Here is a 21437-nt window from a genome sequence, read left to right as displayed (position 1 = left end):
CTCAGTCCTCCAGAAGCTCCAGGTTCTGCTCGATGCCCCGTTCCAGGGGGCTCACGCCCTCCTTCATCCATTTCGGCATGGGGGCGTCCTGGAGGTAGTAGTCAAAGAACTGGCTCATGCGGGTCTGGAAGTCGGCGCGGTTCGGGGCCTTGAGGGGCCAGTGGGGCTCGCCGCGGTAGTTAAGGAACCAGGCGGGTTTGCCCAGCCGGCGCAGGGCGGTGAACCATTCGATGCCCTGGTACCAGGGTACGGCGCCGTCTTCGTCGTTGTGGAGGATCAGGATCGGGGTATTGATCTTGTCGGTAAAGAAGAGGGGAGAGTTCTCGAGGTAGCGCAGGGGGTACTCCCAGATCGTACCGCCGATGCGGCTCTGGGTGCGCTCGTACTGGAACTGCCGGCTGCGGCCGCTGCCCCAGCGGATGCCGCCGTAGGCCGAGTACATGTTGACCACCGGCGCACCGGATTCGATGGCGGCGAACAGGTCGGTCTTGGTAGCCAGGTAGGCGGCCTGGTAGCCACCCCAGCTGTGGCCCTGCAGGCCGATGTTCTCCTTGTCGATGAAGCCCTCCATCAGCAGGGCGCTCACCCCGCTCATGACGCAGTTGTAGGCGCTCTCGCCGGGGTAGCCCTCCCGGTAGATGACGTCGGGGTTGAAGATCACGTAGCCGCGGCTGGCGTAGTGGGGGTAGTTGATGGAGGAGCGGCCCGGCACCGGGGTGCGGTGGCGGTACAGCCCTTCGCTGCTCCGCTCGTAGAAGTTCACCAGCATGGGGTAGCGCTTGGCGGGGTCAAAGCCGGCGGGCTTGATGAGCAGGCCGCGGAGTTCCCTCCCCTCGTGGTCGATCCAGGTGTAGGTTTCGGCCGTGCCCCAGTTGAATTCCGACTGCTGGGGGTTGGCGTCGGAGATCACGGTCGCCTCCTCGCCCAGCGCATTGGTTACCCGCAGGTTGGGGAAGTCCGTGTAGCTCTCCCGGGTGTAGAGGTAGCGTTCGGCCGTCCGCGCCTTGCGGAAACCGTCGTAGACGTAGGGCCCCGAGGCCAGCTGCTCGAGTGATCCCGACTGGCTCAGCCGTGCGAATCCGCCGTGGTAGTCGCGGTCGCGCTGGAAGGTCAGTACCATGGGGAATTCGATAGCGGGCTCCTCCGGGTTCAGGTTGGCGTAGCGGTAGGCGGTACTGTCCTCCCGCCCGCGGGTCAGCCGTTCGGGCGCCCCGCCCTTGGGGTCCAGCTTCCACAGGTCGTAGCGGTCGTAGACGACCAGGGCGCCGTCGTTCTCCGTCCAGCCGGCGGTGCCGTAGGGGTAGGGGTCCATCGGGCGGTCGTTCAGCTCGTCGTAGAAGGTGCCCACGGCGTTCGAGGTCAGGTCGCGCACCTCATTGTCCGCCATGTCGTAGAGGCGGTACATAGTGTCTACCGGATTGTACCAGCTGATGTACTTGCCTTCCGGCGACCACTCGAAGAAGCCCGGTTCGCCTTCCACCACGGGGTGGCGCTGGCCGTTGCGGAGGTCCACGATGGTAGCATCCCGCCCGGCCGGTCCGCCGGTCCACATGGTTTCCCGGCTGTAGGGTGTTTCGGTGTAGAGCAGGACGTGGTGGCCCTTTCCGTCCTCCGGTCGGCTGCTTTCGGGCAGTTCCGGGGTGGCAAGTTGCAGGAATTCATCTTCTCCGGTGCGGTAGACGGCCAGGTAGGTGAATTTGCGGTCCTGCTCCAGGTTGTTGTTCTGCCGGGTATACAGCAGGGGGTCCTCGGTGGTCCACACTTCCACGTCGGCCATCTCACTGGCCAGGCCGTTGCTGTCGAGTTCGGGCCGCCGGGGGGTAGTGCCGAAGAAGAGGTATTTGCCGTCGGCGCTGAATTCAGGGCGGCGGTCGTCGCTGATCCGGAAGCCCTTCGGCAGCCAGCTGCGGTCGCGGCCCGTCACCATGTAGGCGGAGTCGCTGCCCCGCGACCAGTAGTGGAGGTGGAAGGGCGGCTGCTTGGCCTTTTTCTTGTCCTTTTCGCTGCTCAGGAAGGCCACGTGCTGACCGTCGTAGCTCAGGTTCAGTCCCGCGAAGTTGGCTGGGCCCTCACTCAGGCTCTGCCATTCCAGCTCGGCGGGGTCCACGCGGTAGATGCCGGCCGACCAGGTGCTGTCCTTGTCCGTGCGCCGGGCTACCACGATGGGCGCGTCGCGGGCCACGCGGAAATCCATCACCCCCTCCAGGTAGAAGCTGTCGGGCTGGGCAAAGCGGCGCACCACCAGCCGGCGGGCGTCCTTGTCGAGGCTCTCGCGCAGGCTGTCGGCCAGCAGGGAGCCCGTGGTGTAGGCGAAAATGTTTGACGAGCGCTCGCTGAGCTTCACGTCGTAGACTTCCGGGTACCGCCGGGCGGTCTGGCTCTCCACGTCCCACACGAGCAGGGTGTCCATTTTTTTCAGGGCATCGCCTTCTTCCTGCCGCTTGTAGTGCAGGACGGTGTCGCGGGAGGGCTTCAGGGTGCCCACCAGGTAGCGGCCGTCGTAACTGAAGCGGGCGTCGTGCAGCCGCGGAAAGCGGTGTTCCCGTTTATCGCGGATGTCGTAGACCACGGCTTCGGGGTCGCCCACGTCCGGGGTCAGGGTATAGAGTACGTGGCTGCCGTCGGCGCTGAGGGCCTCGTTGCGGATCTGTTTCCAGGCCTGCATGTCTTCCACCGTAATGGGTTTCTGGGCGCGGACGCAGGTGCAGAGAAAGACGAAGAAACAGGCCAGGGTAAGGGAGAATGTGCGCATCGGACAAATATCATAAATTTTGGGGGTTGACTTTCCGGGGCGGCCGGGATTCCGGGGATGCCTACCAAACATCAACCTTTGCCTCCAGTTGGATAAGCATGAACAAGCAGTCCGACTACTTTACCATTTCCGGTGAACCGGCGCCCTTGATCCTTACCGCCATCCACGACGGCTCAGCCGTCCGGGAGGAACTGGAAGGCCGTTTCGCCCTGAACCAACGCGAACGACTCTACGAGGAAGACCCCCATACGGCCACCTGGGCCCGGCTGCGGGAGCCGAACATCATCGGCCGCCACAGCCGCTTCGAGGTCGACCTGAACCGCAGCCGCGACCGCGCCGTCTACCTCACCCCCGACGATGCCTGGGGGCTCACGGTTTGGCGGGAAAAGCCCGACCAGGGCATGATCGACCGATCGCTGGCGGCCTACGACCGGTTCTACGGAGACGTGGCAGGCTTCCTGGAGCGCGTCGTGGAAGAGTACGGCAGCTTCGTACTCTACGACATTCACTCCTACAACCACCGCCGCGCGGAAAACGGGAGGGAACCCGCGGACCCGCAGGCCAATCCGGTAGTGAACGTCGGGACCGGCAACATGGACCGGCAGCGCTGGGCCCCCGTGGTCGACGCCTTCCTGGAGCAAATGCGGTCCCATACCCTCGACGGGGCACCCCTGGACGTGCGGGAGAACGTGAAGTTTGACGGCGGACATTTCAATCACTGGATCCACGACCGCTTCCCCGGCGTGAGCTGCGTGCTCTCGATTGAATTCAAGAAAGTGTTTATGGACGAGCACACCAACGAGGTCTTCTCCCCGGTGCTGGAACAGTTGCAGCAGGCCCTGGTGGGAACCTTTGAACCCGTGCTCGCCGCCCGCGAACGTGTGAGCCAACGCCTCCCAGCCTGAAGATTTATGCCTGATACAACCACCGACACCAATTTTTCCACGGAAACCGCCCTGGCCCGGCTGGCGGCCGACAAGCCGCTCTGGTTGACCCTGCCCGGCGGCGGGCGCCTGTACATCGCCCGGGAAGTTCCCTTTCTTACCCTCTACCGCTACCGGGATGACGTCCCGGACTATATGCTCCACGCCGAGGAAACCGCCTACGCCGTCCTGGGCTTCGGGGAGGAAGCGCCCGCCGGCTTTACCCAATTGTTGGAAGACCTGCTGGGCGATTTTGCCGACCGTTTCGGTGGCGTACTGCTGCTGGAAGTCTGGGTGGATGAAAAGATGCCGGGATCCGACCTGAAGGTATACGCCGAGTCCGAAGATCCGCCGGCCATCCGCGAAGTGCTGGTGGACCAGCTGTCGCGGATAAGCATCGAAGGAAGGTCCCCGTCCGTGGAAATGGCCCCGGAAGCGCGGTCCACCCTGACCGGGCCGCGGCAGATTCTGCCGGAAGGCCTGCTGAAAAGGAATGACATCCTGCTGCTGAACGTCCAGGTAGGCGGATTTTTCCTGAACGAGGACGGCCGCCCCTATCCGTTGCTGTTCCGCGATTTCCGCGACAAACTGCATACGGCCTTCCAGCGCACCTTCTTCGAGTTCGTGCGGCTGCAGACTACCTACAACGCGACCCATTTCCACCAACTCGGTAACCACCGCGTCGATGAACTGGTCTGGGAGATCGACCGCAAGCTGGTGGAGATATCCACGAGTTTCCCCTTTCTCATGCTCGTCACGGCCACCAACGACGACGAGGCATTTGAACGCTTCACCGAGGCGGGGTACCGGGGCGAACCCGCTTTTCACTACCGCTTCCTGCCCGTAGATCCCGACGCCCTGAAGCGCGACCTCTACAACCTGCCCATCGACCGGGTGAAGGACGCCACCCTGGCCTACATCCTGCGCGACAAGCGCGATGAAACCGTGCGCATGCTCGACATGCTGGCCCACCGCGGCAACGAGCTGTTCCGCTACGGCAGCATGCAGGTCTTCGGCGGGGTGGACGACGAGTTGCTCAAGGTGGCCAATGAGCTGCTGGACCGCCTGCCCGCCAAAGGAGCGGCCGCCGCGGAGGCAACCGTGGATGCCGGGCAGTTCCTGGCCCAGTGCCGCGGGGAATTTGCCTACCTGACCGAGCAGTACCCGGTAGCCCAGCCCTCCGCCCTCATCCGCGAGGACCTGAGCGGACTGATGGTTTCCCAGGGCGTGCTCAACATCGGCCACCGCCTGCGGGTGCCGGAGAGAAGGGTGGAAGCCCTGATCCAGCATGAGGTGGGCACCCACGTGCTGACCTACTGGAACGGCAAGGCCCAGCCCCTGACGCTGCTGCATTCCGGCACCCCCGGCTACGAAGACCTCCAGGAAGGGCTGGCGGTACTGGGGGAGTGGTTTGTCGGTGGCCTCACCCCGGCCCGACTGAGGAACCTGGCCGCCCGGGTGGTCGGCATCGCCCATATGCTGGGTGGCCATCCCTTTGATTCCACCTTCAGCCTGCTGCACGAGGCGCACGGGCTGCCGGCCGAAACGGCCTTTCACACCACGGCGCGGGTGTACCGCGGGGGGGGATTTACGAAAGACGCCGTGTACCTCCGCGGGCTGGTCGAACTGCTGCAGTACCTGGAGGAGGGGGGAGAACTGGAACCCCTGTTTATGGGCAAGCTGCGGCTGGACTACGTCCCCCTGCTTGACGAACTCACCCAGCGCGGGATCCTCCGGCGGCCGCCGCTCATCCCCCGCTACTTCCGCGAAGACGCCGAGGCGGGCCATCCAAAACTCAAGCGCTTGAAAGCCGGAATGTCGGTTTTTGACCTTATTGCCCAATCCTGAATCCAACCCTGACCCAAACCAAAACCCACCACTATGAAACTAGCATTTGTCGTAAACCGCGTCGAGACCGAAGGCCCGAAGTACACCACCAACATCCTGGCCCACCGCCTCCACCAGCGGGGGCATGAGGTTTTCTACTTCGACGTGGGGAGGCTGGACTACACCCTCGACGGCCGCGTAGGGGGGCTGGGGCACTTCGCTCCCGCCGGGGATTATGAAACCCCCGAAGATTACCACAACGCGGTGCACGGCAACCTGGAAAAGGCGCGCCCCGTCTACACCGATGAACTCGACATTATCTTCTTGCGCAACGACCCCGGAGAGGACGCTGCCGACCGGAACTGGGCCTCCAACGCGGCCCTGATGTTCGGACAGCTGGCCTCCCAGCAGGGCACCATCGTGGTGAACGATCCCTTCGGCCTGAGCCACGCCCTGAACAAGATGTACCTCCAGCAATTCCCCGAAAGCGTACGCCCCCGCACGGTCATTACCCGTCGGATCGACGAGATCCGCCAGTTCGCCGAACAGGAAGGCAACGACATCATCCTGAAGCCGCTGCTGGGGTCGGGCGGTAAGAATGTATTCGTGGTCCGGGAAGACGACCACCCGAACCTGAATCAGATCGTGGACGTCATCAGCAACCAGGGCTACGTCATCGCCCAGGAGTTCATGCCCGCGGCGGCCCAGGGCGATATTCGCCTCTTCCTCATGAACGGCGAGCCCCTGGTGGTCGACGGTCACTACGCCGCCGTACACCGGATCGGTGCCGACGACGACATCCGCAATAACCTCCACGCGGGCGGGTCGGGACAAAAGGCGGAAATCACCCCCGAAATCCTGAAGATGGTAGAGCTCATCCGGCCCAAGCTCATCGCCGACGGTATGTTCCTGGTGGGACTTGACATTGCGGGAGATCGACTGCTGGAAATCAACCTGGAAAGCCCGGGCGGACTGCGCGGTGCCGGCATACTGGAAGGGGTAGACTTCACCGTGCCCGTAGCCGAGGCCCTGGAAAAGAAGGTCCTCTGTATGCAGAACTACGGCAGCCGCATCCCGAACCGGACCATCGCTACGCTGTAGCACATCGCCGCGTCCCGGATGGCCGGGTTACATTTGATTTCCAATTCTACCCCTGATGGCCATACACCTCGGACTCGACCTCGGTACCACCTCCGCCAAGATCTGCGCCTTTGACCCCTCGGGGAAGCTCGTTGAGGAACGCAGTGGCGACTACGAACTGCTGCACCCGGAGCCCGGCGCGGCCGTCCAGGACGTAAAGTCCATCGTGGAGGTGGCCGAACGCATCCTGCAGGAGATCCTGGAGGCCCTGCCCGAACCGCCGGCGGGACTGGGCATCAGCTGCCCCATGCACGGTGTGCTCCTGCTCGACGCCGACGGGGAACCCACGGGACCGGTAATCACCTGGGCCGACGTGCGGGCGCAGTCGGTCATGGACCGCTTCCCGGACGCCCTGCGCCGCCGCCTGCTCCACCGCACCGGCACCCCGGTACATCCAATGTCGCCGCTGGTGAAATTGCGCTGGCTGTCCGAATTCCGCTCCGAAGAACTGGAACAAGCCACCTACCTCGGCGACCTCAAATCCTACCTGGTCAGCCGCTGGACCACCGACGGGCTCCTCCTCGACGAGCAGCTGGCCAGCGCTACCGGACTGCTCGACCTGGAATCCGGCGAATGGGACGAGGCGGCCCTCACCCTGGCCGGCAACGGGAAGCCGCTGCCCCTCAAGCTACCCAAAATCGCTCCGGCCCGCCACCGCCTCACCTGGAAACCCGCGGTGGCCGAACGCCTCGGGACGGGGGAGGTGCCCCTGGTCATCGGTGGCTCCGACGGCTGCCTGGCCAACCTCGGCAGTGGACTCCTCGAACCGGGAAAGGTATCGCTCACCATCGGCACCAGCGGTGCGGTGCGGGTCACCCACCGGGGACTGAACGACGGTGCGGAACACCAGCTGTTCAATTACCGGCTCTATGACGACTACTTCGTGCTCGGGGGCGCCACCAACAACGGCGGCAAGGTGCTCGAATGGACCTACGAGCTGCTGCGGGGACACTTCGCCAGCATCGGAAAAATGATCGAAGCCGCCGCGGCGGCCCCCGATTCTGACCTGGTGTTCCGTCCCTTCCTGAATGGGGAGCGCGCCCCGATCTGGGACGCCCTGGCCACCGCCGCCTTCGTGGGACTGCGGGGGCACCATACGCCCACCGATCTGGCCCGCGCCGTATTGCTGGGGGTGACGGATAACATCGTGGCCATCCTGCGGCAGGTCGAGGCCGCTACCTGTGCGGCCGAGGTCATCTTCGCCAGTGGCGGGTTCACCCGCTCCCGTGCCTGGGTGGAACTGCTGGCCGAACGTTCGGGGCGGAAGGTGGAGATTGCTCAGACGCCCCAGGCCAGCGCCTACGGCGCCGCCCGTATGGCGGAGCTTTCGCTTGCCTCCCCGTCCTCAGCCCAGTAGCAACAAGCCCAGCGGAGGCAGCAGCAGCATGCCGTTGACGGCGGTGGCGTAGTAATCCTCCCCCCGCAGCGGCGTGGTTTTCCAGCCGATGGTGATGGCCAGGGCGTAGGCCAAAGCCAGGCCGAAACCGGTAGCCGGCGGGTAGCGGACGAAAGACACGGCGGCGCAGACCAGCAGCAGTCCCAGGGCCACGCTCCGGTTCAGCGCGGGCCGGGTGCCGGCCAGGGTGCGAACACCCTGCCGCCGGTCCAGGTCTACGTCACGCAGGTCGAAGAGCAGGGCCACGGCCAGCGTAAAGCAGAACCGCAGCACGGGTTCCGGCGGCGCGGCGGAGATCGCGAGGGCGGGGGTGAGGTCGGTCATGCAGGTCCACGCCAGGGCAACCCATACCACCTTGAGGTAGGGCAGGTCGCGCAGCCGTGGCCCCCCGGGAAACAGGGGAATGAGGTAGAAAAAGGTGAAGGGAAGGGCCAGCAATACCGGCCAGAAAGCGCGCAGGGGCAGGGTGAAAGCCAGTCCCACCGCTGCCATGATGCCGGCCGCACCCACCATCAGCGAGGTGCCGGGGTGGAGAGACACCACCCGGTAGCGACGCCCGTCGGGCTGGCCGTCCGCCCGGTGGTAGCTCAGGAGGCGGTGGAGGGTGTACACCCCAAGGGTGGCAAAGAATACGAAGGCGTGCACGGGGTACAGGCCGGCGTCTCCACTGCTTAGGAAGGTGGATTGCCAGCTCAGTCCCGTGGCCGCCAGCGCAATCCAGAGGTGCCCGTAAAAGAGCCAGTTCAACAGCGGATTGCGCATGGGGGCGGGTTCTCCTTACACCTCGAAGTAGTTAAAGCTCATGCCGTCTTCAATGCGGACCAGGCTCTGGAGGATCAGTTCGATCACCCCTTCGACGTCGCTTTTCGCCGCCATTTCCACCGTGGTGTGCATGTACTTGAGCGGCAGGCTGATGAGGGCCGAGGGCACCCCGCCGTTGGAGTAGGCAAAGGCGTCGGTGTCGGTGCCGGTGGCCCGGCTGCTGGCCTCCCGCTGGAACTTGATGTCGTTCTCCTTGGCGGCCGCGATGATGAGCTTCAGCAACTTGTTGTGGACGGCCGGGGCGGTAGTAACACTGGGTCCGTCGCCGGCCTTCACGTCGCCGACCTTCTTCTTGTCCAGCATCGGCGTGTTGGTGTCGTGGGTCACGTCGGTCACGATGGCCACGTGGGGTTTAATGCGCTCGGTGATCATCTGGGCGCCCCGCAGGCCGACCTCTTCCTGAACGGCATTGACGATGTAGAGGGAGTAGGGGAGTTCGATCTCCCGCTCCCGCAGCAGGCGGGCCACCTGGGCGATGCAGAAACCACCGAGGCGGTTGTCGAGGGCGCGGCCGCAGTAGTAGCGGTCGTTCATCACCTCCAGTTCGTCGGGGTAGGTGATCACGCTGCCGACGTGGACGCCCATCTCGAGCACCTCTTCCTTGTCCTTGGCGCCAATGTCGATGAAGATGTTTTCCAGCTTCGGCTGCAGCTTGGCGTCGTCGCCGCGGCGGGTATGGATGGCCGGCCAGCCGAAGACCCCGCGGACGATGCCCTTCTCACCGTGGATGTTCACCCGCTTCGAGGGGGCGATGGTATGGTCGCTGCCACCGTTGCGCACTACGTAGAGGTAGCCGCTGTCGGAGATGTAGTTGACGAACCAGCTGATTTCGTCGGCGTGCCCCTCGATCACCACCCGGTAGTCCTTGCCGGGATTGATGACGCCGTAGGCCGTGCCGTAGCTATCCAGCCCGATTTCGTCGACGTAGGGGCGGATGTATTCGATCCAGCGTTTCTGCCCCTCGCTCTCGAAGCCGGTGGGGGAGGCGTTGTTCAGGTACTGGTGAAGGAAGGTTTCGGCTGATTCGGTTAGGATAGACATGGAGTGTTGTTCAGGAAAAAGGAAAAAAGAAAAGGGGCAATTATTGCCCGGATTGTTCGTAGGCCTCGCTCCAGGCGCGGGGGTCCTGCCGCCATTCGGCCAGGGTAGCGGCATCGGCCTCGGTGATGTGGCCGGTCTGTTGGGCTTCCTCGAGCAGGGTGGTGTAGTTGCTTACCGTCTGCAGGGGTACCTGGGCGGTCTGGAAGGCCCGCTCGGCCGCGGGAAACTGATAGGTAAAGATAGCCAGCGCGCCGGCGGCCTCACCGCCCGCGGCCCGCAGGGCGTCGATGGCCTTCAGGCTGCTGCCCCCGGTGGAGATCAGGTCCTCAATCACTAGGTAGCGGTGGCCCGCCTCCAGGCGGCCCTCGATCTGGTTGCGGCGGCCGTGTTCCTTGGCCGAGCTGCGGATGTAGATGAAGGGCAGTTGCAGCCGGTCGGCCAGCAGGGCACCGTGGGGAATGCCGGCCGTAGCCACACCCGCTACGCCGTCCAGACCGGACATGGCACCCGCGGCCGCGCCCAGGGCCTCGATGACCTCGTTGCGGATGGTGGGAAAGGAGAGCAGCACCCGGTTGTCGCAGTAAATCGGGGAGCGCAGACCGCTGGCCCAGGTGAAGGGTTCGCGGGGGCTCAGCTTGACGGCCCCTACTTCCAGGAGGCGGCGGGCGATTTGCCGGGATGTGTCCATGCGTCGTAAATTTCGCGCCAATGTACGTAATCTATATCAACGACCGCCCGCTCGTGCTGCGCGAAACGGCCACGCCAAGCCCCTACGGAGACGCCGCCCCCGATACCCACCTGGTGGCCCGCTACTCCGGAAAACGCAAGAGTTTACTCAACTACGCCGACACCCTGGAGAAGGGCAGTCCGAAGGTAACCTCCCTGGAATTGGTGGCCGATGACCTGAACGACCTGTGGCAGGATTTCCAGTCGCACTACCGCTGGTTGGAAGCCGCGGGCGGCCTGGTGACCCACACCCGTACCCAGCGGCAGCTCTTCATCTTCCGCCGCGGCTACTGGGACCTGCCGAAGGGTAAAATTGACGAGGGAGAGGACCGCGCCGCCGCCGCCCTGCGGGAAGTGGAGGAGGAAACCGGGGTGCAGCAGCTCACCCTCGGCCGCGCCCTGCCCACCACCTACCATACCTACCGCACCACCCACCACCGCATCCTCAAGCCGACCTACTGGTTCCACATGGCCACCGAACAGGATGAGCTGGTGCCGGAAACCGAGGAGGACATCGAACGGGCCGAGTGGCGGACGGTAAAATCGGTGCTCGAGGGCGACGGGCCGATCTACGAAAACCTGCGCGCCCTGCTGCTTGCGGTGTAAGGCCAGCCGGCCCATCGCAATTTGTCTATATTTGCGCCCCACTCACGACCGTCTCTATGTACAATTTGATCCTTTTTGGCCCCCCGGGATCCGGAAAAGGGACCCAGGCACAGCTATTGGTGGACAAGCACGACTTCCTCCACATCAGCACCGGCGACATGTTCCGCGAGGAGCTGAGCCGCAACACCCCCCTGGGACAGGAGGCGCGTTCCTATATGGACGCCGGCCACTTGGTGCCGGATGAAGTCACCATCGCCATGCTGCGCAAACGGGTGGACCAACACCCCGACGTCACCGGCATCATCTTCGATGGCTTTCCCCGCACCGACCCCCAGGCTGCCGCGCTCAACGACCTGATGCGCGAAAAGGATACCCAGATCAACGCCCTCATCCTCCTGGACGTGGACGTAGACACCATCGTTCAGCGCATCCTGGGCCGCGCCGCCACCAGCGGGCGGGCCGACGACCTGAAGGAGGACGTGATCCGTACCCGCTACCGGAATTTCGTCAACTATACCTCACCGGTCTACGACTTCTACGACGAGCTGGGTCTGGCCCGCCGCGTCGATGGCACCCTCACCCCGGAAGCCGTCGCCGCCGAGATCGACGCCATCATCGGCGAAGGTCTGCAGAACGACTAGCGCACACCCCGGCCGCTGAGCCGTTGGATTACCTGTATGGCAAAAGCAAACTTCGTTGATTACGTAAAGATCAACCTGACCTCCGGCGACGGGGGCGCGGGCTCCCGTCATTTCTACCGGGCCAAGGGCATCCCCAAGGGCGGACCCGACGGCGGCGACGGAGGCCGTGGCGGTCACATCATCCTGAAGGGCAACCGTAACCTCTGGACGCTGCTGCAATTCAAGTACAAGAAGCACATCCGCGCCGAGCACGGACAGCGGGGCAGCGAGAACAACAAGACCGGAGCCACCGGCGCCGACGTGGTGCTGGAGGTACCCCTGGGAACCATCGCCCGCGACGCGGAAACGAACGAATTCCTGTTCGAGATCACCCGCCACGACGAGGAGTATATCCTGCTGGAAGGCGGCCGCGGCGGACTCGGCAACAGCCACTTCAAGTCTAGCACCAACCAGAGTCCCGAATACGCCCAGCCCGGAGAACCGGGAATTGAGGGGTGGTACATCCTGGAATTGAAGGTCCTGGCCGACGTCGGCCTCGTAGGCCTGCCGAATGTCGGCAAAAGCACCCTGCTCTCCGTCGTTACGGCCGCCAAACCGGAAATCGCGAACTATGCCTTCACCACCCTGGTGCCCAACATCGGTATGGTGCAGTACCGCGACGGGAAGTCCTTCGCCATGGCCGACATTCCGGGGATCATCAAGGGAGCCCACGAAGGCAAGGGACTCGGCCACCGCTTCCTGCGGCACATTGAGCGCAACGCCACCCTGCTGTTCTGCATCCCGGCCGACGCCGACGACATTCGCGGGCAGTACCGCATCCTGCTCAACGAACTGGAGAACTACAACCCCGAGCTCCTCGACAAGCCCCGCGTACTGGCCCTGACCCGCGCCGATATGGTGGATGAGGAACTCAAGCGGCTGCGCGCCCATGAGGTACCCCAGGACCTGCCTCACCTCTACATCTCCGCCATCACCGGGGAGGGCATCACCCAGTTGAAGGACCTCCTCTATACCATGATCATCGAGCGGCGGGAGGACCAGGACGGCGTGCAGCTGTCCATGGAAGAAGAATAAGCGACGCCCCCCTAGCGGAAGCGCTGGAGGTCCGCTGCAAGCAGGTTCTCCAGGGCCGCGGTAGCCAGGTCCCGGGCTTCGATCGGGCCCAGTCCACGCTGCTGGTACATGGTCTCCAGCCGTACCTGCGACTGGTAGTAGCCCACCCGCAGGGCATTGACGATGCGGGCGTGGAGGGGATCTTCGCCCGCCCACTTTTCCAGGTTCTTCCACACGGTGGTCTCCCAGCTCCGGGCCTGTGCAGCCCTGGCCGCCGGCAGGGGGCGCTGGGCTGCGAGCAGTTCCGCCCGCCCCTTGGCCGCCTCACTGGCTGCGGAGGCGTCGGTTTGTCCGGCGGCGATTTCTCCGGTGATGGTGGTGGTCAGCCGCAGTTCCGGCCAGTCGGGCGTCACCTTGTCCGTTACCAGGTTTTCGGCCAGCAGGCGGTACTTCCGCAGGACCGGCATTTCCTCCCACGCCTTCGTGAAGGCGGCCGTGGTGCCGGTACCGTAGTAGCCGTCGATGCTGCCCTCGTAGAACTTGTTTTCCTTCAGTACCCGTTGCAGGTTGGCCGTGGAGTGCCGCTTCGTCTTGCCGTCGATGGCCGGTACGCTGGGGGTCGCCGTGGCGGGAACCCCTCCACCCATGGGCTCCTTCGCGGCGGATGCGGGGGGCGTGGGAGCAGGTTTTTCGGCTTCGGCGCTCGCTTTGGTCAGCCGCCGGGTGGTATCCGCGGCCGGGGGGGCGGGGGGCGTGGTTCCGGCCGTGGAGGGGGCGCTGGACGCGGGTGCCGCGGGAGAACTTACCTGCCGTAGCTGGATGGGGATCAGGGGTTTTTTGATGCCCGTCTCGAAGGTGCCCACGGGGATGAGTTGGGCGGCCGCTACCGACCGGATGAAGGCGTCGCCGTAGCCGAGTCCGCGGATGTCCGACAGGGCCTGGTTGGCGGCTTCGGAGGTGGGGTAGGGGCCCGTGAGCACCTTGGTCACCCCGTCGGTCGCGTCAACGTATAGCTTGCCGGCCTGTTCCAGCGAGCGCCAGTCGAGCGAGCGGTTGCGGCTCCTCAGGGCTACCTGGATGAAGGTGGAGGGGCCGGCGGCGGCGTTGGCCGGGGGCAGTTCGGCTACCGCGGCGTTGCGGAACCCGCGTTTGCGCAGTTGCTCGGAAATGGATTCAGCGTTCTCCCGGGTGGTATAGTTGCCGAGGTAAACGTCGGTGAGCTGGCCTTCCCGCGGCTGGCCGTAGACGAATCCCAGTTCCCGCAGGTCGATGAAGTCGTCGGCCTTCACGTCCTGGAACGTACCCACCCGGACGTGGTAGAGCGACTGGGCGGTAACCGCGGCGGAAAGTAGCGGCAGGAGGAGCAGTAGGAGAAGACGTTGCATAGTGTAATGGAGTCAGCTTAAGGAAAAACGGCAAGGCCGCCTCCTTAACGGCGGGACGGCCTCCTTGGTATAATCGCCGAAAACGGCCCGAAAGTTGGCGGCCAGGGTAAGGTTTGCTAACCTTCCCGCGGCGGACGTACGGCCGGGGTGGGTGGCAAATGTCATGGTGCCGTTAAGCCCGGCCGCGGATGCAACTTTCTGCCCCCTCAACCGTATTTTTACCACGATTCCCAGCCAATGGCCCAGGTGGCTAAGCCGGGGACGCTAAACGGTATGAATAGAAAGAGCAACGACCAGCGCGAAAAGGCGCTGATGGCCCTGGTGGCCAGATATGAAAAAGGGGCTCGCAGCGGAGAGACCGTATTCTTGGCCGAAGAGGAATTTGAGGAACTACTGGTGCACTATTTTGGTCACCACGACTACGACCAGACACTGGAAGTCGCGGACCTGGCCATCAGCCAGCACCACTATACCCCCGACTTTTACAAGTGGAAGGCCCTCATCCACAAGATCAACCTGGAAGAAGAAGAAGCCCTCTCTACCCTGGAACAGTTGAATATCTACGCCCCCAACGACGAGGAGGTAATGATGCTGCGCCTGGAGGTCTTCGTCCACTTCGAGCACCGGGAAGCGGCCCGCGCCGCCCTGGACCAACTGTACAACGTCGTGGACGAGGACGAGAAGCTGAGTCTGCTCGCCTTCTTCGACGGACTCCTCTGTATGCAGGAGGACCGCTACCGGGAGAGCTTCGCCGCCCTGGCCGAAGCCATCCGTCTGGATCCCTTCCAGGAGCCGGCCTACGACGAGCTGCTCAACGCCCCCGAACTGGCCGAGTACCGGGCCGAGATCGGAGCCTTCCTGAAGCAGCAGGCCGACCACGACCCCTTCAACGATCTGACCTGGTTCTACCTCGGACTCTGGTACGATGATGGCGGGGAGGATTACGAGGCCCTCGAAGCCTTCGGCAACGCCCGATCGCTCAACGATAGCCGCAGCAACTACGACTTGGAGTACGCCGACAAGCTCTTCGACCTGGAAATGTACGAGCCCGCCCTGCGCGCCTACAATGCCTACTTCGAGTCCGACGAGGCCGAAGAGAGCTACGAAACCTGCATGCGCATCGGCCGCAGCTACCAGATGCTCGATGAGCTGGCCCTGGCCAAGAAGGCCTACTTCCGCGCCCTCGAACTCGACCCCGAGATGTACGACATCTACCAGTACATCGCCGAGTGCTGCGTGGCCGAGGAGAAGTGGGGGGTAGCCGCCTACAACTATGGCCGGGCCGTGGAACTGCCGAACCATACCGCCGATTGCTGGCTTGGACTGGCCCTGTGCAGCTCCGCCACCAACGCCCCCCTGGAAGCCGAACAGGCCTTCCTGAAGGCGATCGAGATGGACGAGGAGTTCAGCGACGCTTACGTATCCTACGCCCTGTTCCTGGTCGAAACCGGCCGGGAAGCTGAGGCGCTGCAGATGCTGGAGGACGTGGCCGAAACCTATATGGATGCACCCCTCGCCTTCGGCCGGGTCGCCATCATGATCGTCTGCGGTCGCCGCAAGGCCGCCCTGGCCATGCTGAATGAGGCCCTCAGCGCCTTCTACGACGACTACCCGCTGCTGTTCAACTGGCATCCGGAACTGGCGGACGACCCCGAGGTCCGGTCCCTACTGCAGCTTCATAAGCAGTAAGTACACCGCGGCCCCCAGGGCCACCGATACATTCATGGAGGTGTTCCGGCCGTACATTGGCAGGTGCACCGACGCGTCGCATTCCGCCAGCAACCGCCGGGGGATGCCCGCGGCTTCGTTGCCCGCGATCAATACGATCTCCCCGGTGACGGGTGGCGCGTAAGTAAACAGTGATTCACTCCGGTCGGTAATTTCCAGGGCCAGGATGTGGGCGCCGCGTTCCCGGGCGTCGCGGACGTACTGCACGGCGTCGTCCGCACTTTCGTATTCGACGGAGCGCTCCGTGGTGCGGGCCGTCTTCCTGATTTTCGGGTGGGGTGGGCGGGGGGTACTACCGGTAAGTACCAGCCGCTGCACGCCGGCCGCGTCCGCCAGCCGGAAGGCGGCGCCTACGTTGCGGGGATCGGTCCAGTCGGGGCACAGCAGGGTGATCGGAAAGATCCGTTGCGGCTGATTGATTTCGTCGTGGTCCAGTTGTCTGATGACGGGCGGATTTACTGAACGCTCACCAGCTCGATGTCGAAGATCAGGTCCGAATTCGGGCAGATGTCACCAGCCTGGCTGGCGCCGTAGGCCAGGGAAGAGGGAACGAACAAGCGGATGCGGCCGCCCTGTCCAATGAGTGGAATACCGAGTTCCCAGCCCCGGATCAGGTTGTCCAGCACGAAGGTGCGGGGGGAAGACCCGGTCTGGTCGAAGATGTCTCCGTTGGTGGTCATTCCGGTGTAGTGCACCGTAACCGAGTTCGACAGCGTAGGCTGCACTCCGTCTCCTGCCTCCTCAATGATGTAGTAGAGTCCGGTAGGGGTATTATCCTGGAAGAGTTCAGTGGCTTGGATGCTGTCGGCGAGGTACTCCTCGATGGAAGCATCACTCGACAGGCAGTCTTCCGAACTGCAACCCAGGGCGGTGAGGAAAGCGGCAAAGAGGATGAACAGACTGGCGGTAGTGCGCATAGGAAGGGTTGTCATTAGGCGGGCAAAAGTACCGCGCGGCCCGCGATCGGGCGCGGAAACCGGAGTGGCTTGAGGTATTATTTCACAAGCCGGGGCGGAAGGTTCGCGATTATTTTGCGATTTGCTGGGTAGACGACGATTATACTGGACGATAGAAATTTTTTTCACATTTCTGAACACCGCTTATGTGGGTCGGTTACATCAATCAAACGAACTAAGCGTATAAGATAAGGTGAGTGTATGTAAGCGGTCCGTCGGTTATCCGGCGGGCCTTTTTTTATCTTAGGCCAAACTCGCCGCTCTTGAAATCAGCTCCCGGGCTGTTGTTGCTGCTCCTTTTTACGCTGTCCTGCCGTGAAACGGAACCCGCGCAACCCGCCGCCTCCTCACCTCCCCCGCCGGCCATGGAATACCGCGAATCCGACTACCAGGACGAAGCCCTGACGGACAGCCTGCTCTACGACAAGATCCTCGGATCACTGGTGGGCTCCGCCATCGGCGACGCGATGGGGGCCCCGACCGAGATGTGGAGCCCCACCGACATCAGCAACGAATACGGCCACGTCGACAGCCTCGATATGGTACTGCGGGAACCGAGCCCGGAAGGGCCCTGGGCCTTCAACCTGCCGCCCGGTGCCGGTACCGACGATACCCGCTGGAAGGACCTGATGGTGGATTACTGCCTGGAGGAGCACGACGTCCGCAGCCGCTCCCTGCCGTTGGCGTTCAGCGGCGGCCGTTTCGGGCGCTTCATTGACGACCGTTACCGCCGCCGGGTAGAGGAACTCAAGGCGGTGTCGGGGCTGGAACCCGAACCCCTGGAAGCGGCCATGCGCCGCCTGACGTGGTTGCAGGAATGGGCCACCGTAGCCCGCGCCTACACCTCCGGCGACGTGGATGCCTACCGCGACGCCCTCTCACGCTTTTACGGCGGCGAGATGTCGTGCGCCGGGATGCTGTACAGTCCGGTGATCGGGGCGGTGTACCCCGGCCGGCCCGAAGCCGCCTACCGCGCCGCTTACGAAGTGGCCCTCTTTGATCTGGGCTACGCCAGGGACATCACGGGACTCACCGCCGCCCTGACCTCAGTGGCCTTCCGACCCGGGGCTACGGCGGACGACTTCGTCACGGTGATGCGGGAAGTTGACCCCGAGGGATTCTTCCGCTCCCGCCTGATCGGGCGGGTAGCCTACCGCCTGTTCCAGCAGGCCCGCGGCATCGTGCGCACTGCCCGGGAGTTGACGCCGGAGGAAGCCCGTAGTATGGACTTTCGACTCCCGGACCGCTACCCCTACGACAGCCTCAGCTACGCCCGCACCCTGAAAGCCTACGAATTGCTCGACCGCGCCAAACAGGACGTGCCCTTCCACGCAGCCGAGATCCACCTGATCAACCTCACTGCCCTGCTGTTCAGCGACTATCAGTTCCAGCCGGCCATGGAATTCATTGTCAACTACGGGCGGGACAACGACACCGTTGCCGCCGTGACCGGCGCCATCATCGGGGCCCTGAAGGGTAGCAGCCGACTGCCCGCCGAAGAGCGGGACCGGGTGATCCGCGTCAACCGGGAAGTACTTGACATCGACCTGGAAGTTCAGGCCCGCCGGTTGACCGACGCGATTTTGCAGCGCCGCGCCCCGCTCGTGGCCGTCGACCGCTAAGGCCTACCGCCGACTGTAGTTGGGGGCTTCCTTGGTGATGGTGATGTTGTGGGGGTGGCTTTCGGTCATACCCGCGCCGGTGATGCGTACAAATTCCGCATGCTGGAGGTCGGCGATGGTGGCCGCGCCGCAGTAGCCCATTCCGGCGCGCAGTCCGCCCAGGTACTGGTTGACTACCTCGGCCAGGCTGCCCTTGTAGGGGATGCGGCCTTCGATGCCTTCTGGGACCAGTTTCTTGACGTCGTCTTCGACGTCCTGGAAGTAGCGGTCCTTGCTGCCCTTGTTCATGGCCCCGAGGGAACCCATGCCGCGGTACACCTTGAACTTGCGGCCGTCGTAGAGGATGGTTTCACCGGGACTTTCGTCGACGCCGGCGAACAGGCTGCCCGCCATGATGGTCGAAGCGCCGGCCGCGAGGGCCTTGACGATATCTCCCGAGTAACGAATGCCCCCGTCGCCGATTACCGGAATGTCGGTGCCCTTCAGGGCGGCCGCCGCGTTGGCAATGGCGGTAAGCTGGGGAACGCCCACGCCCGCCACGATGCGGGTCGTGCAGATGGAGCCGGGCCCTACGCCCACCTTTACGCCATCGGCACCGGCATCAGCCAGGGCTTTGGCGGCGGCGCCGGTAGCTACGTTGCCACCGATGATCTGCAGGTCGGGGAAGGCATTGCGGGTGTTGCGGACGGCATCCAGTACGCCGCGGCTGTGGCCGTGGGCGGTATCGATGGTGATGACGTCAACGTTCACGTCGACCAGGGCCTGTACCCGCTCCAGCATATCGGGAGTAACGCCGATGGCTCCGCCCACCACCAGGCGACCGTAGCTGTCCTTGCAGGCGTTGGGGTAGTTCTGGACCTTGAGGATGTCCTTGTAGGTGATCAGGCCAACGAGCTTGCCGCTGTCGTCGACCACGGGAAGCTTCTCGATCTTGTAGCCCTGCAGGATCTGCTTGGCCTGCTCGAGGTTCGTGCCCACGGGGGCCGTGATCAGGTTCTCGGTGGTCATCCGCTCGCTGATGGGGCGGGAGGAGGCCGTCTCGAACCGCAGGTCGCGGTTGGTGAGGATGCCGACCAGTTCAAATTTGTCGTTCACGATGGGAATGCCGCCGATGCGGTGGCGGGCCATCAGTTGCTTGGCGTCGGCTACGGTTGCGTCGTGCTTCAGGGTGACGGGGTCGACAATCATGCCCGATTCCGAACGCTTGACCATGCGGACCTGCTCGGCCTGTTGTTGGATGGTCATGTTCTTGTGGACGATGCCGATACCCCCCTGCCGGGCGATGGCGATGGCCAGGCGGCCGTCGGTAACGGTATCCATGGCGGCGGATACAATCGGGGCGTTCAGTCGAAGGCCGCGGGTAAGTTGGCTGGAAAGGTCGACCTCACGCGGCAGTACCTCGGAATAAGCGGGCAGCAGCAGTACATCGTCGAAGGTCAGGCCCTGGACGGCGAATCGGTCGGGGATACTTTTGTTGTCTTCCATGCGCAAAGGTATGTAAAATGGACCGGCTTCAACCGAAAGATTCACCGCTTTCTGATGCCCCCCCGGGAAGGAGTGGATACAAGCGGGAAAAAACATCGATCTTTTTCCCTGGGTTCTAGGGGAGTAACCAAATCCTCCCGCTATGCAAGCTACCTATCAACCGCTGGAGCACTCGCCCACCGGCCGGGTGAGTGAACAGACCGCCGATTCGGTGAACCGTGAAATCGGCCAGGACATCATCGACCGCGTAGAGCAACTGGCCAAAAATCCCTCCGCTATCCCCGGCCGCCTGGAGGAGCTCAGCAAGGAATGGGACGTGGAACGTATGCTGGAGACCAACGCCTCCACCCTTACGCTGGTGGGCCTGGCCCTGGGGCTCACCGTGGACCGCCGCTGGTTGATTCTCTCGGGCACCGTGGCCGCCTTTCTGCTGCAGCATGGCATCCAGGGTTACTGCCCCCCGCTGGTGGTACTGCGGAAACTGGGCTTCCGTACCCGCGAAGAGATCGACTGGGAGCGCATCGCCCTGAAAGCGGTGCGGGGAGATTTTGCCGCCCTGAACGACATTCACGATCCCCGCGAACGCGCCCGGGCGGCCCTCACATTTGCCGGGGAGTAATCCGGCACGGAAGGATCAGCGCTCCGCCACGGCCAGCACCGCGATGCTCAACCGAACGTCCGGATGGGCCTCCAGCAGGGCATTTCCACAGAAATGGAGGGTAGCGCCGGTTGTCAGGACATCATCCACCAGCAGGAGGTGGCGCTTTGCGAAGTCACCCCGGCCCAGGGCAAAGGAATCGCGGACGTTCTCCAGCCGCTCGAGTTTGCCGCGCTTCGTCTGTGACCCCCGGAAGGATTTTCGGCGCAGGGCCCGGGGGAAGGTGGGTACGCCCAATACCTCGCCCAGCCCGTCGGCGATGGCCTCGGCCTGATTGTAGCCCCTTTGCAGCCGCCGCCGGCGGTGGATGGGCACGGGTACGATTCCGTGCAGGTCGGCGAGGGCCTCTACGCCAGCCAACCGTTCTCCGAAGCGCCGACCCAGGGCGCGGCCAACGTCGGGGCGGTGGTGATATTTCAGGTCGTGAATCAGTCGCTGGCAAACCGTTCCCTCCCGGAAGGAATAGGCGGCCGCGCCGAATACCAGGGGCAGGCGGCCCGCCAGCCGGTCCGTTACCTCGTTCTCCGTATGCCGCCAGCTGTTGTTGGGCGGCAGTTCCGCCTCGCAGCGGACGCAAAGCAGTTGATCGTGCCCCTCGATGGCCCGCCGGCACCCGAGACAGAGCGCCGGGAAAAAGAGGCTGGTCAGGCCACGGAGCCAGGCAGCGATCGACATA

19 protein-coding genes are annotated in these 21437 nt (G+C 63.9%); 10 read left to right on the top strand and 9 right to left on the bottom strand.

From position 1 onward, the window contains the following. Position 1 precedes the first annotated feature (1 nt). The gene (locus CGL56_RS04030) at positions 2 to 2752 is read right to left on the bottom strand and encodes a S9 family peptidase (protein WP_167641490.1); all 2751 of its coding nucleotides are present in this window, start codon (positions 2750 to 2752) and stop codon (positions 2 to 4) included. A 98-nt stretch (positions 2753 to 2850) separates the two neighbouring features. Here CGL56_RS04030 and CGL56_RS04025 point away from each other — a divergent pair, with 98 nt between their 5' ends. The 4 genes from CGL56_RS04025 to CGL56_RS04010 are packed head-to-tail and all read left to right on the top strand — an operon-like array spanning position 2851 to position 7999. Further along, positions 2851 to 3657 carry an N-formylglutamate amidohydrolase gene (locus CGL56_RS04025; protein WP_099105195.1) on the top strand — a complete coding sequence of 269 codons (807 nt, stop codon included), beginning with the start codon at positions 2851 to 2853 and terminating at the stop codon, positions 3655 to 3657. A 6-nt stretch (positions 3658 to 3663) separates the two neighbouring features. Beyond that, entirely contained in the window at positions 3664 to 5523 is a 1860-nt protein-coding gene (locus CGL56_RS04020) for a flavohemoglobin expression-modulating QEGLA motif protein (RefSeq protein ID WP_099105194.1), read from the top strand. A 33-nt stretch (positions 5524 to 5556) separates the two neighbouring features. Beyond that, positions 5557 to 6603 carry an ATP-grasp domain-containing protein gene (locus tag CGL56_RS04015; protein WP_099105193.1) on the top strand — a complete coding sequence of 349 codons (1047 nt, stop codon included), beginning with the start codon at positions 5557 to 5559 and terminating at the stop codon, positions 6601 to 6603. Between the two features lie 55 nt (positions 6604 to 6658). Continuing rightward, positions 6659 to 7999, top strand: a complete 1341-nt coding sequence (locus CGL56_RS04010) for a gluconokinase (RefSeq protein ID WP_099105192.1) — start codon at positions 6659 to 6661, stop codon at positions 7997 to 7999. On the opposite strand, the gene CGL56_RS04005 is transcribed toward CGL56_RS04010, so the two are convergent. Genes CGL56_RS04005 through pyrE form a run of 3 tightly spaced genes read right to left on the bottom strand, consistent with a single transcriptional unit; the run spans position 7988 to position 10589 of the window. Continuing rightward, the gene (locus CGL56_RS04005) at positions 7988 to 8800 is read right to left on the bottom strand and encodes a UbiA prenyltransferase family protein (protein ID WP_099105191.1); all 813 of its coding nucleotides are present in this window, start codon (positions 8798 to 8800) and stop codon (positions 7988 to 7990) included. The two genes, CGL56_RS04010 and CGL56_RS04005, sit on opposite strands and share 12 nt — an antisense overlap. Positions 8801 to 8815: 15 nt before the next feature. Then, positions 8816 to 9901 (bottom strand): M42 family metallopeptidase, encoded by a 1086-nt coding sequence (locus CGL56_RS04000; protein WP_099105190.1) that lies wholly within the window; start codon positions 9899 to 9901, stop codon positions 8816 to 8818. Positions 9902 to 9941: 40 nt separating this feature from the next. Continuing rightward, complete coding sequence (gene pyrE, locus CGL56_RS03995) at positions 9942 to 10589, bottom strand: orotate phosphoribosyltransferase (protein ID WP_099105189.1); 648 nt, start codon at positions 10587 to 10589, stop codon at positions 9942 to 9944. Between the two features lie 20 nt (positions 10590 to 10609). On the opposite strand from pyrE, the gene CGL56_RS03990 reads away from it, so the two are divergent. The 3 genes from CGL56_RS03990 (at position 10610) to obgE (ending at position 12948) form a co-directional block, all read left to right on the top strand. Further along, positions 10610 to 11233 carry an NUDIX hydrolase gene (locus tag CGL56_RS03990; protein WP_167641491.1) on the top strand — a complete coding sequence of 208 codons (624 nt, stop codon included), beginning with the start codon at positions 10610 to 10612 and terminating at the stop codon, positions 11231 to 11233. Positions 11234 to 11352: 119 nt separating this feature from the next. Further along, a complete protein-coding gene (locus CGL56_RS03985) occupies positions 11353 to 11874 on the top strand; it encodes an adenylate kinase (RefSeq protein WP_245851909.1) in 522 nt (173 codons plus the stop codon). Between the two features lie 36 nt (positions 11875 to 11910). Next, entirely contained in the window at positions 11911 to 12948 is a 1038-nt protein-coding gene (gene obgE / locus CGL56_RS03980) for a GTPase ObgE (protein WP_099105187.1), read from the top strand. Between the two features lie 11 nt (positions 12949 to 12959). On the opposite strand, the gene CGL56_RS03975 is transcribed toward obgE, so the two are convergent. Then, on the bottom strand, positions 12960 to 14312 hold the full coding sequence (locus tag CGL56_RS03975; RefSeq protein ID WP_099105186.1) for an SPOR domain-containing protein: 1353 nt from the start codon (positions 14310 to 14312) through the stop codon (positions 12960 to 12962). A gap of 273 nt (positions 14313 to 14585) precedes the next feature. Between CGL56_RS03975 and CGL56_RS03970 the strand changes: the two genes are divergently transcribed. Continuing rightward, complete coding sequence (locus CGL56_RS03970; protein WP_167641492.1) at positions 14586 to 16001, top strand: tetratricopeptide repeat protein; 1416 nt, start codon at positions 14586 to 14588, stop codon at positions 15999 to 16001. Here CGL56_RS03970 and CGL56_RS03965 read toward each other — a convergent pair. Further along, complete coding sequence (locus tag CGL56_RS03965; protein WP_262490625.1) at positions 15978 to 16424, bottom strand: TrmH family RNA methyltransferase; 447 nt, start codon at positions 16422 to 16424, stop codon at positions 15978 to 15980. The two genes, CGL56_RS03970 and CGL56_RS03965, sit on opposite strands and share 24 nt — an antisense overlap. Positions 16425 to 16495: 71 nt before the next feature. Beyond that, on the bottom strand, positions 16496 to 16957 hold the full coding sequence (locus CGL56_RS03960) for an FKBP-type peptidyl-prolyl cis-trans isomerase (RefSeq protein ID WP_167641493.1): 462 nt from the start codon (positions 16955 to 16957) through the stop codon (positions 16496 to 16498). A 302-nt stretch (positions 16958 to 17259) separates the two neighbouring features. On the opposite strand from CGL56_RS03960, the gene CGL56_RS03955 reads away from it, so the two are divergent. Beyond that, complete coding sequence (locus CGL56_RS03955; protein WP_143470596.1) at positions 17260 to 18618, top strand: ADP-ribosylglycohydrolase family protein; 1359 nt, start codon at positions 17260 to 17262, stop codon at positions 18616 to 18618. A 3-nt stretch (positions 18619 to 18621) separates the two neighbouring features. Here the strand turns inward: CGL56_RS03955 and guaB are convergent, their stop codons facing one another. Next, positions 18622 to 20103 (bottom strand): IMP dehydrogenase, encoded by a 1482-nt coding sequence (gene guaB / locus CGL56_RS03950; protein ID WP_099105181.1) that lies wholly within the window; start codon positions 20101 to 20103, stop codon positions 18622 to 18624. 142 nt (positions 20104 to 20245) lie between these two features. On the opposite strand from guaB, the gene CGL56_RS03945 reads away from it, so the two are divergent. Next, on the top strand, positions 20246 to 20722 hold the full coding sequence (locus CGL56_RS03945; protein WP_143470595.1) for a DUF2892 domain-containing protein: 477 nt from the start codon (positions 20246 to 20248) through the stop codon (positions 20720 to 20722). Positions 20723 to 20737: 15 nt separating this feature from the next. Here CGL56_RS03945 and CGL56_RS03940 read toward each other — a convergent pair whose 3' ends face one another. Beyond that, positions 20738 to 21436: a ComF family protein gene (locus CGL56_RS03940; protein WP_099105180.1), complete on the bottom strand. Its 699-nt coding sequence runs from the start codon at positions 21434 to 21436 to the stop codon at positions 20738 to 20740. Position 21437 lies beyond the last annotated feature (1 nt).

Origin of the sequence: Neolewinella marina (genome assembly GCF_002631205.1) — a bacterium.
Taxonomy (GTDB): Bacteria; Bacteroidota; Bacteroidia; order Chitinophagales; family Saprospiraceae; genus Neolewinella; species Neolewinella marina.
Note: the sequence above shows the minus strand (reverse complement) of the source record. Positions and strands in the feature narration are given on the sequence as shown.

Bases quoted from the DNA above. Each gene is read 5' to 3' on its own strand.
- CGL56_RS04030 (WP_167641490.1), bottom strand. From the start codon at position 2,752: ATGCGCACATTCTCCCTTACCCTGGCCTGTTTCTTCGTCTTTCTCTGC.
- CGL56_RS04025 (WP_099105195.1), top strand. From the start codon at position 2,851: ATGAACAAGCAGTCCGACTACTTTACCATTTCCGGTGAACCGGCGCCC.
- CGL56_RS04020 (WP_099105194.1), top strand. From the start codon at position 3,664: ATGCCTGATACAACCACCGACACCAATTTTTCCACGGAAACCGCCCTG.
- CGL56_RS04015 (WP_099105193.1), top strand. From the start codon at position 5,557: ATGAAACTAGCATTTGTCGTAAACCGCGTCGAGACCGAAGGCCCGAAG.
- CGL56_RS04010 (WP_099105192.1), top strand. From the start codon at position 6,659: ATGGCCATACACCTCGGACTCGACCTCGGTACCACCTCCGCCAAGATC.
- CGL56_RS04005 (WP_099105191.1), bottom strand. From the start codon at position 8,800: ATGCGCAATCCGCTGTTGAACTGGCTCTTTTACGGGCACCTCTGGATT.
- CGL56_RS04000 (WP_099105190.1), bottom strand. From the start codon at position 9,901: ATGTCTATCCTAACCGAATCAGCCGAAACCTTCCTTCACCAGTACCTG.
- pyrE (WP_099105189.1), bottom strand. From the start codon at position 10,589: ATGGACACATCCCGGCAAATCGCCCGCCGCCTCCTGGAAGTAGGGGCC.
- CGL56_RS03990 (WP_167641491.1), top strand. From the start codon at position 10,610: ATGTACGTAATCTATATCAACGACCGCCCGCTCGTGCTGCGCGAAACG.
- obgE (WP_099105187.1), top strand. From the start codon at position 11,911: ATGGCAAAAGCAAACTTCGTTGATTACGTAAAGATCAACCTGACCTCC.
- CGL56_RS03975 (WP_099105186.1), bottom strand. From the start codon at position 14,312: ATGCAACGTCTTCTCCTACTGCTCCTCCTGCCGCTACTTTCCGCCGCG.
- CGL56_RS03970 (WP_167641492.1), top strand. From the start codon at position 14,586: ATGAATAGAAAGAGCAACGACCAGCGCGAAAAGGCGCTGATGGCCCTG.
- CGL56_RS03960 (WP_167641493.1), bottom strand. From the start codon at position 16,957: ATGCGCACTACCGCCAGTCTGTTCATCCTCTTTGCCGCTTTCCTCACC.
- guaB (WP_099105181.1), bottom strand. From the start codon at position 20,103: ATGGAAGACAACAAAAGTATCCCCGACCGATTCGCCGTCCAGGGCCTG.
- CGL56_RS03945 (WP_143470595.1), top strand. From the start codon at position 20,246: ATGCAAGCTACCTATCAACCGCTGGAGCACTCGCCCACCGGCCGGGTG.
- CGL56_RS03940 (WP_099105180.1), bottom strand. From the start codon at position 21,436: ATGTCGATCGCTGCCTGGCTCCGTGGCCTGACCAGCCTCTTTTTCCCG.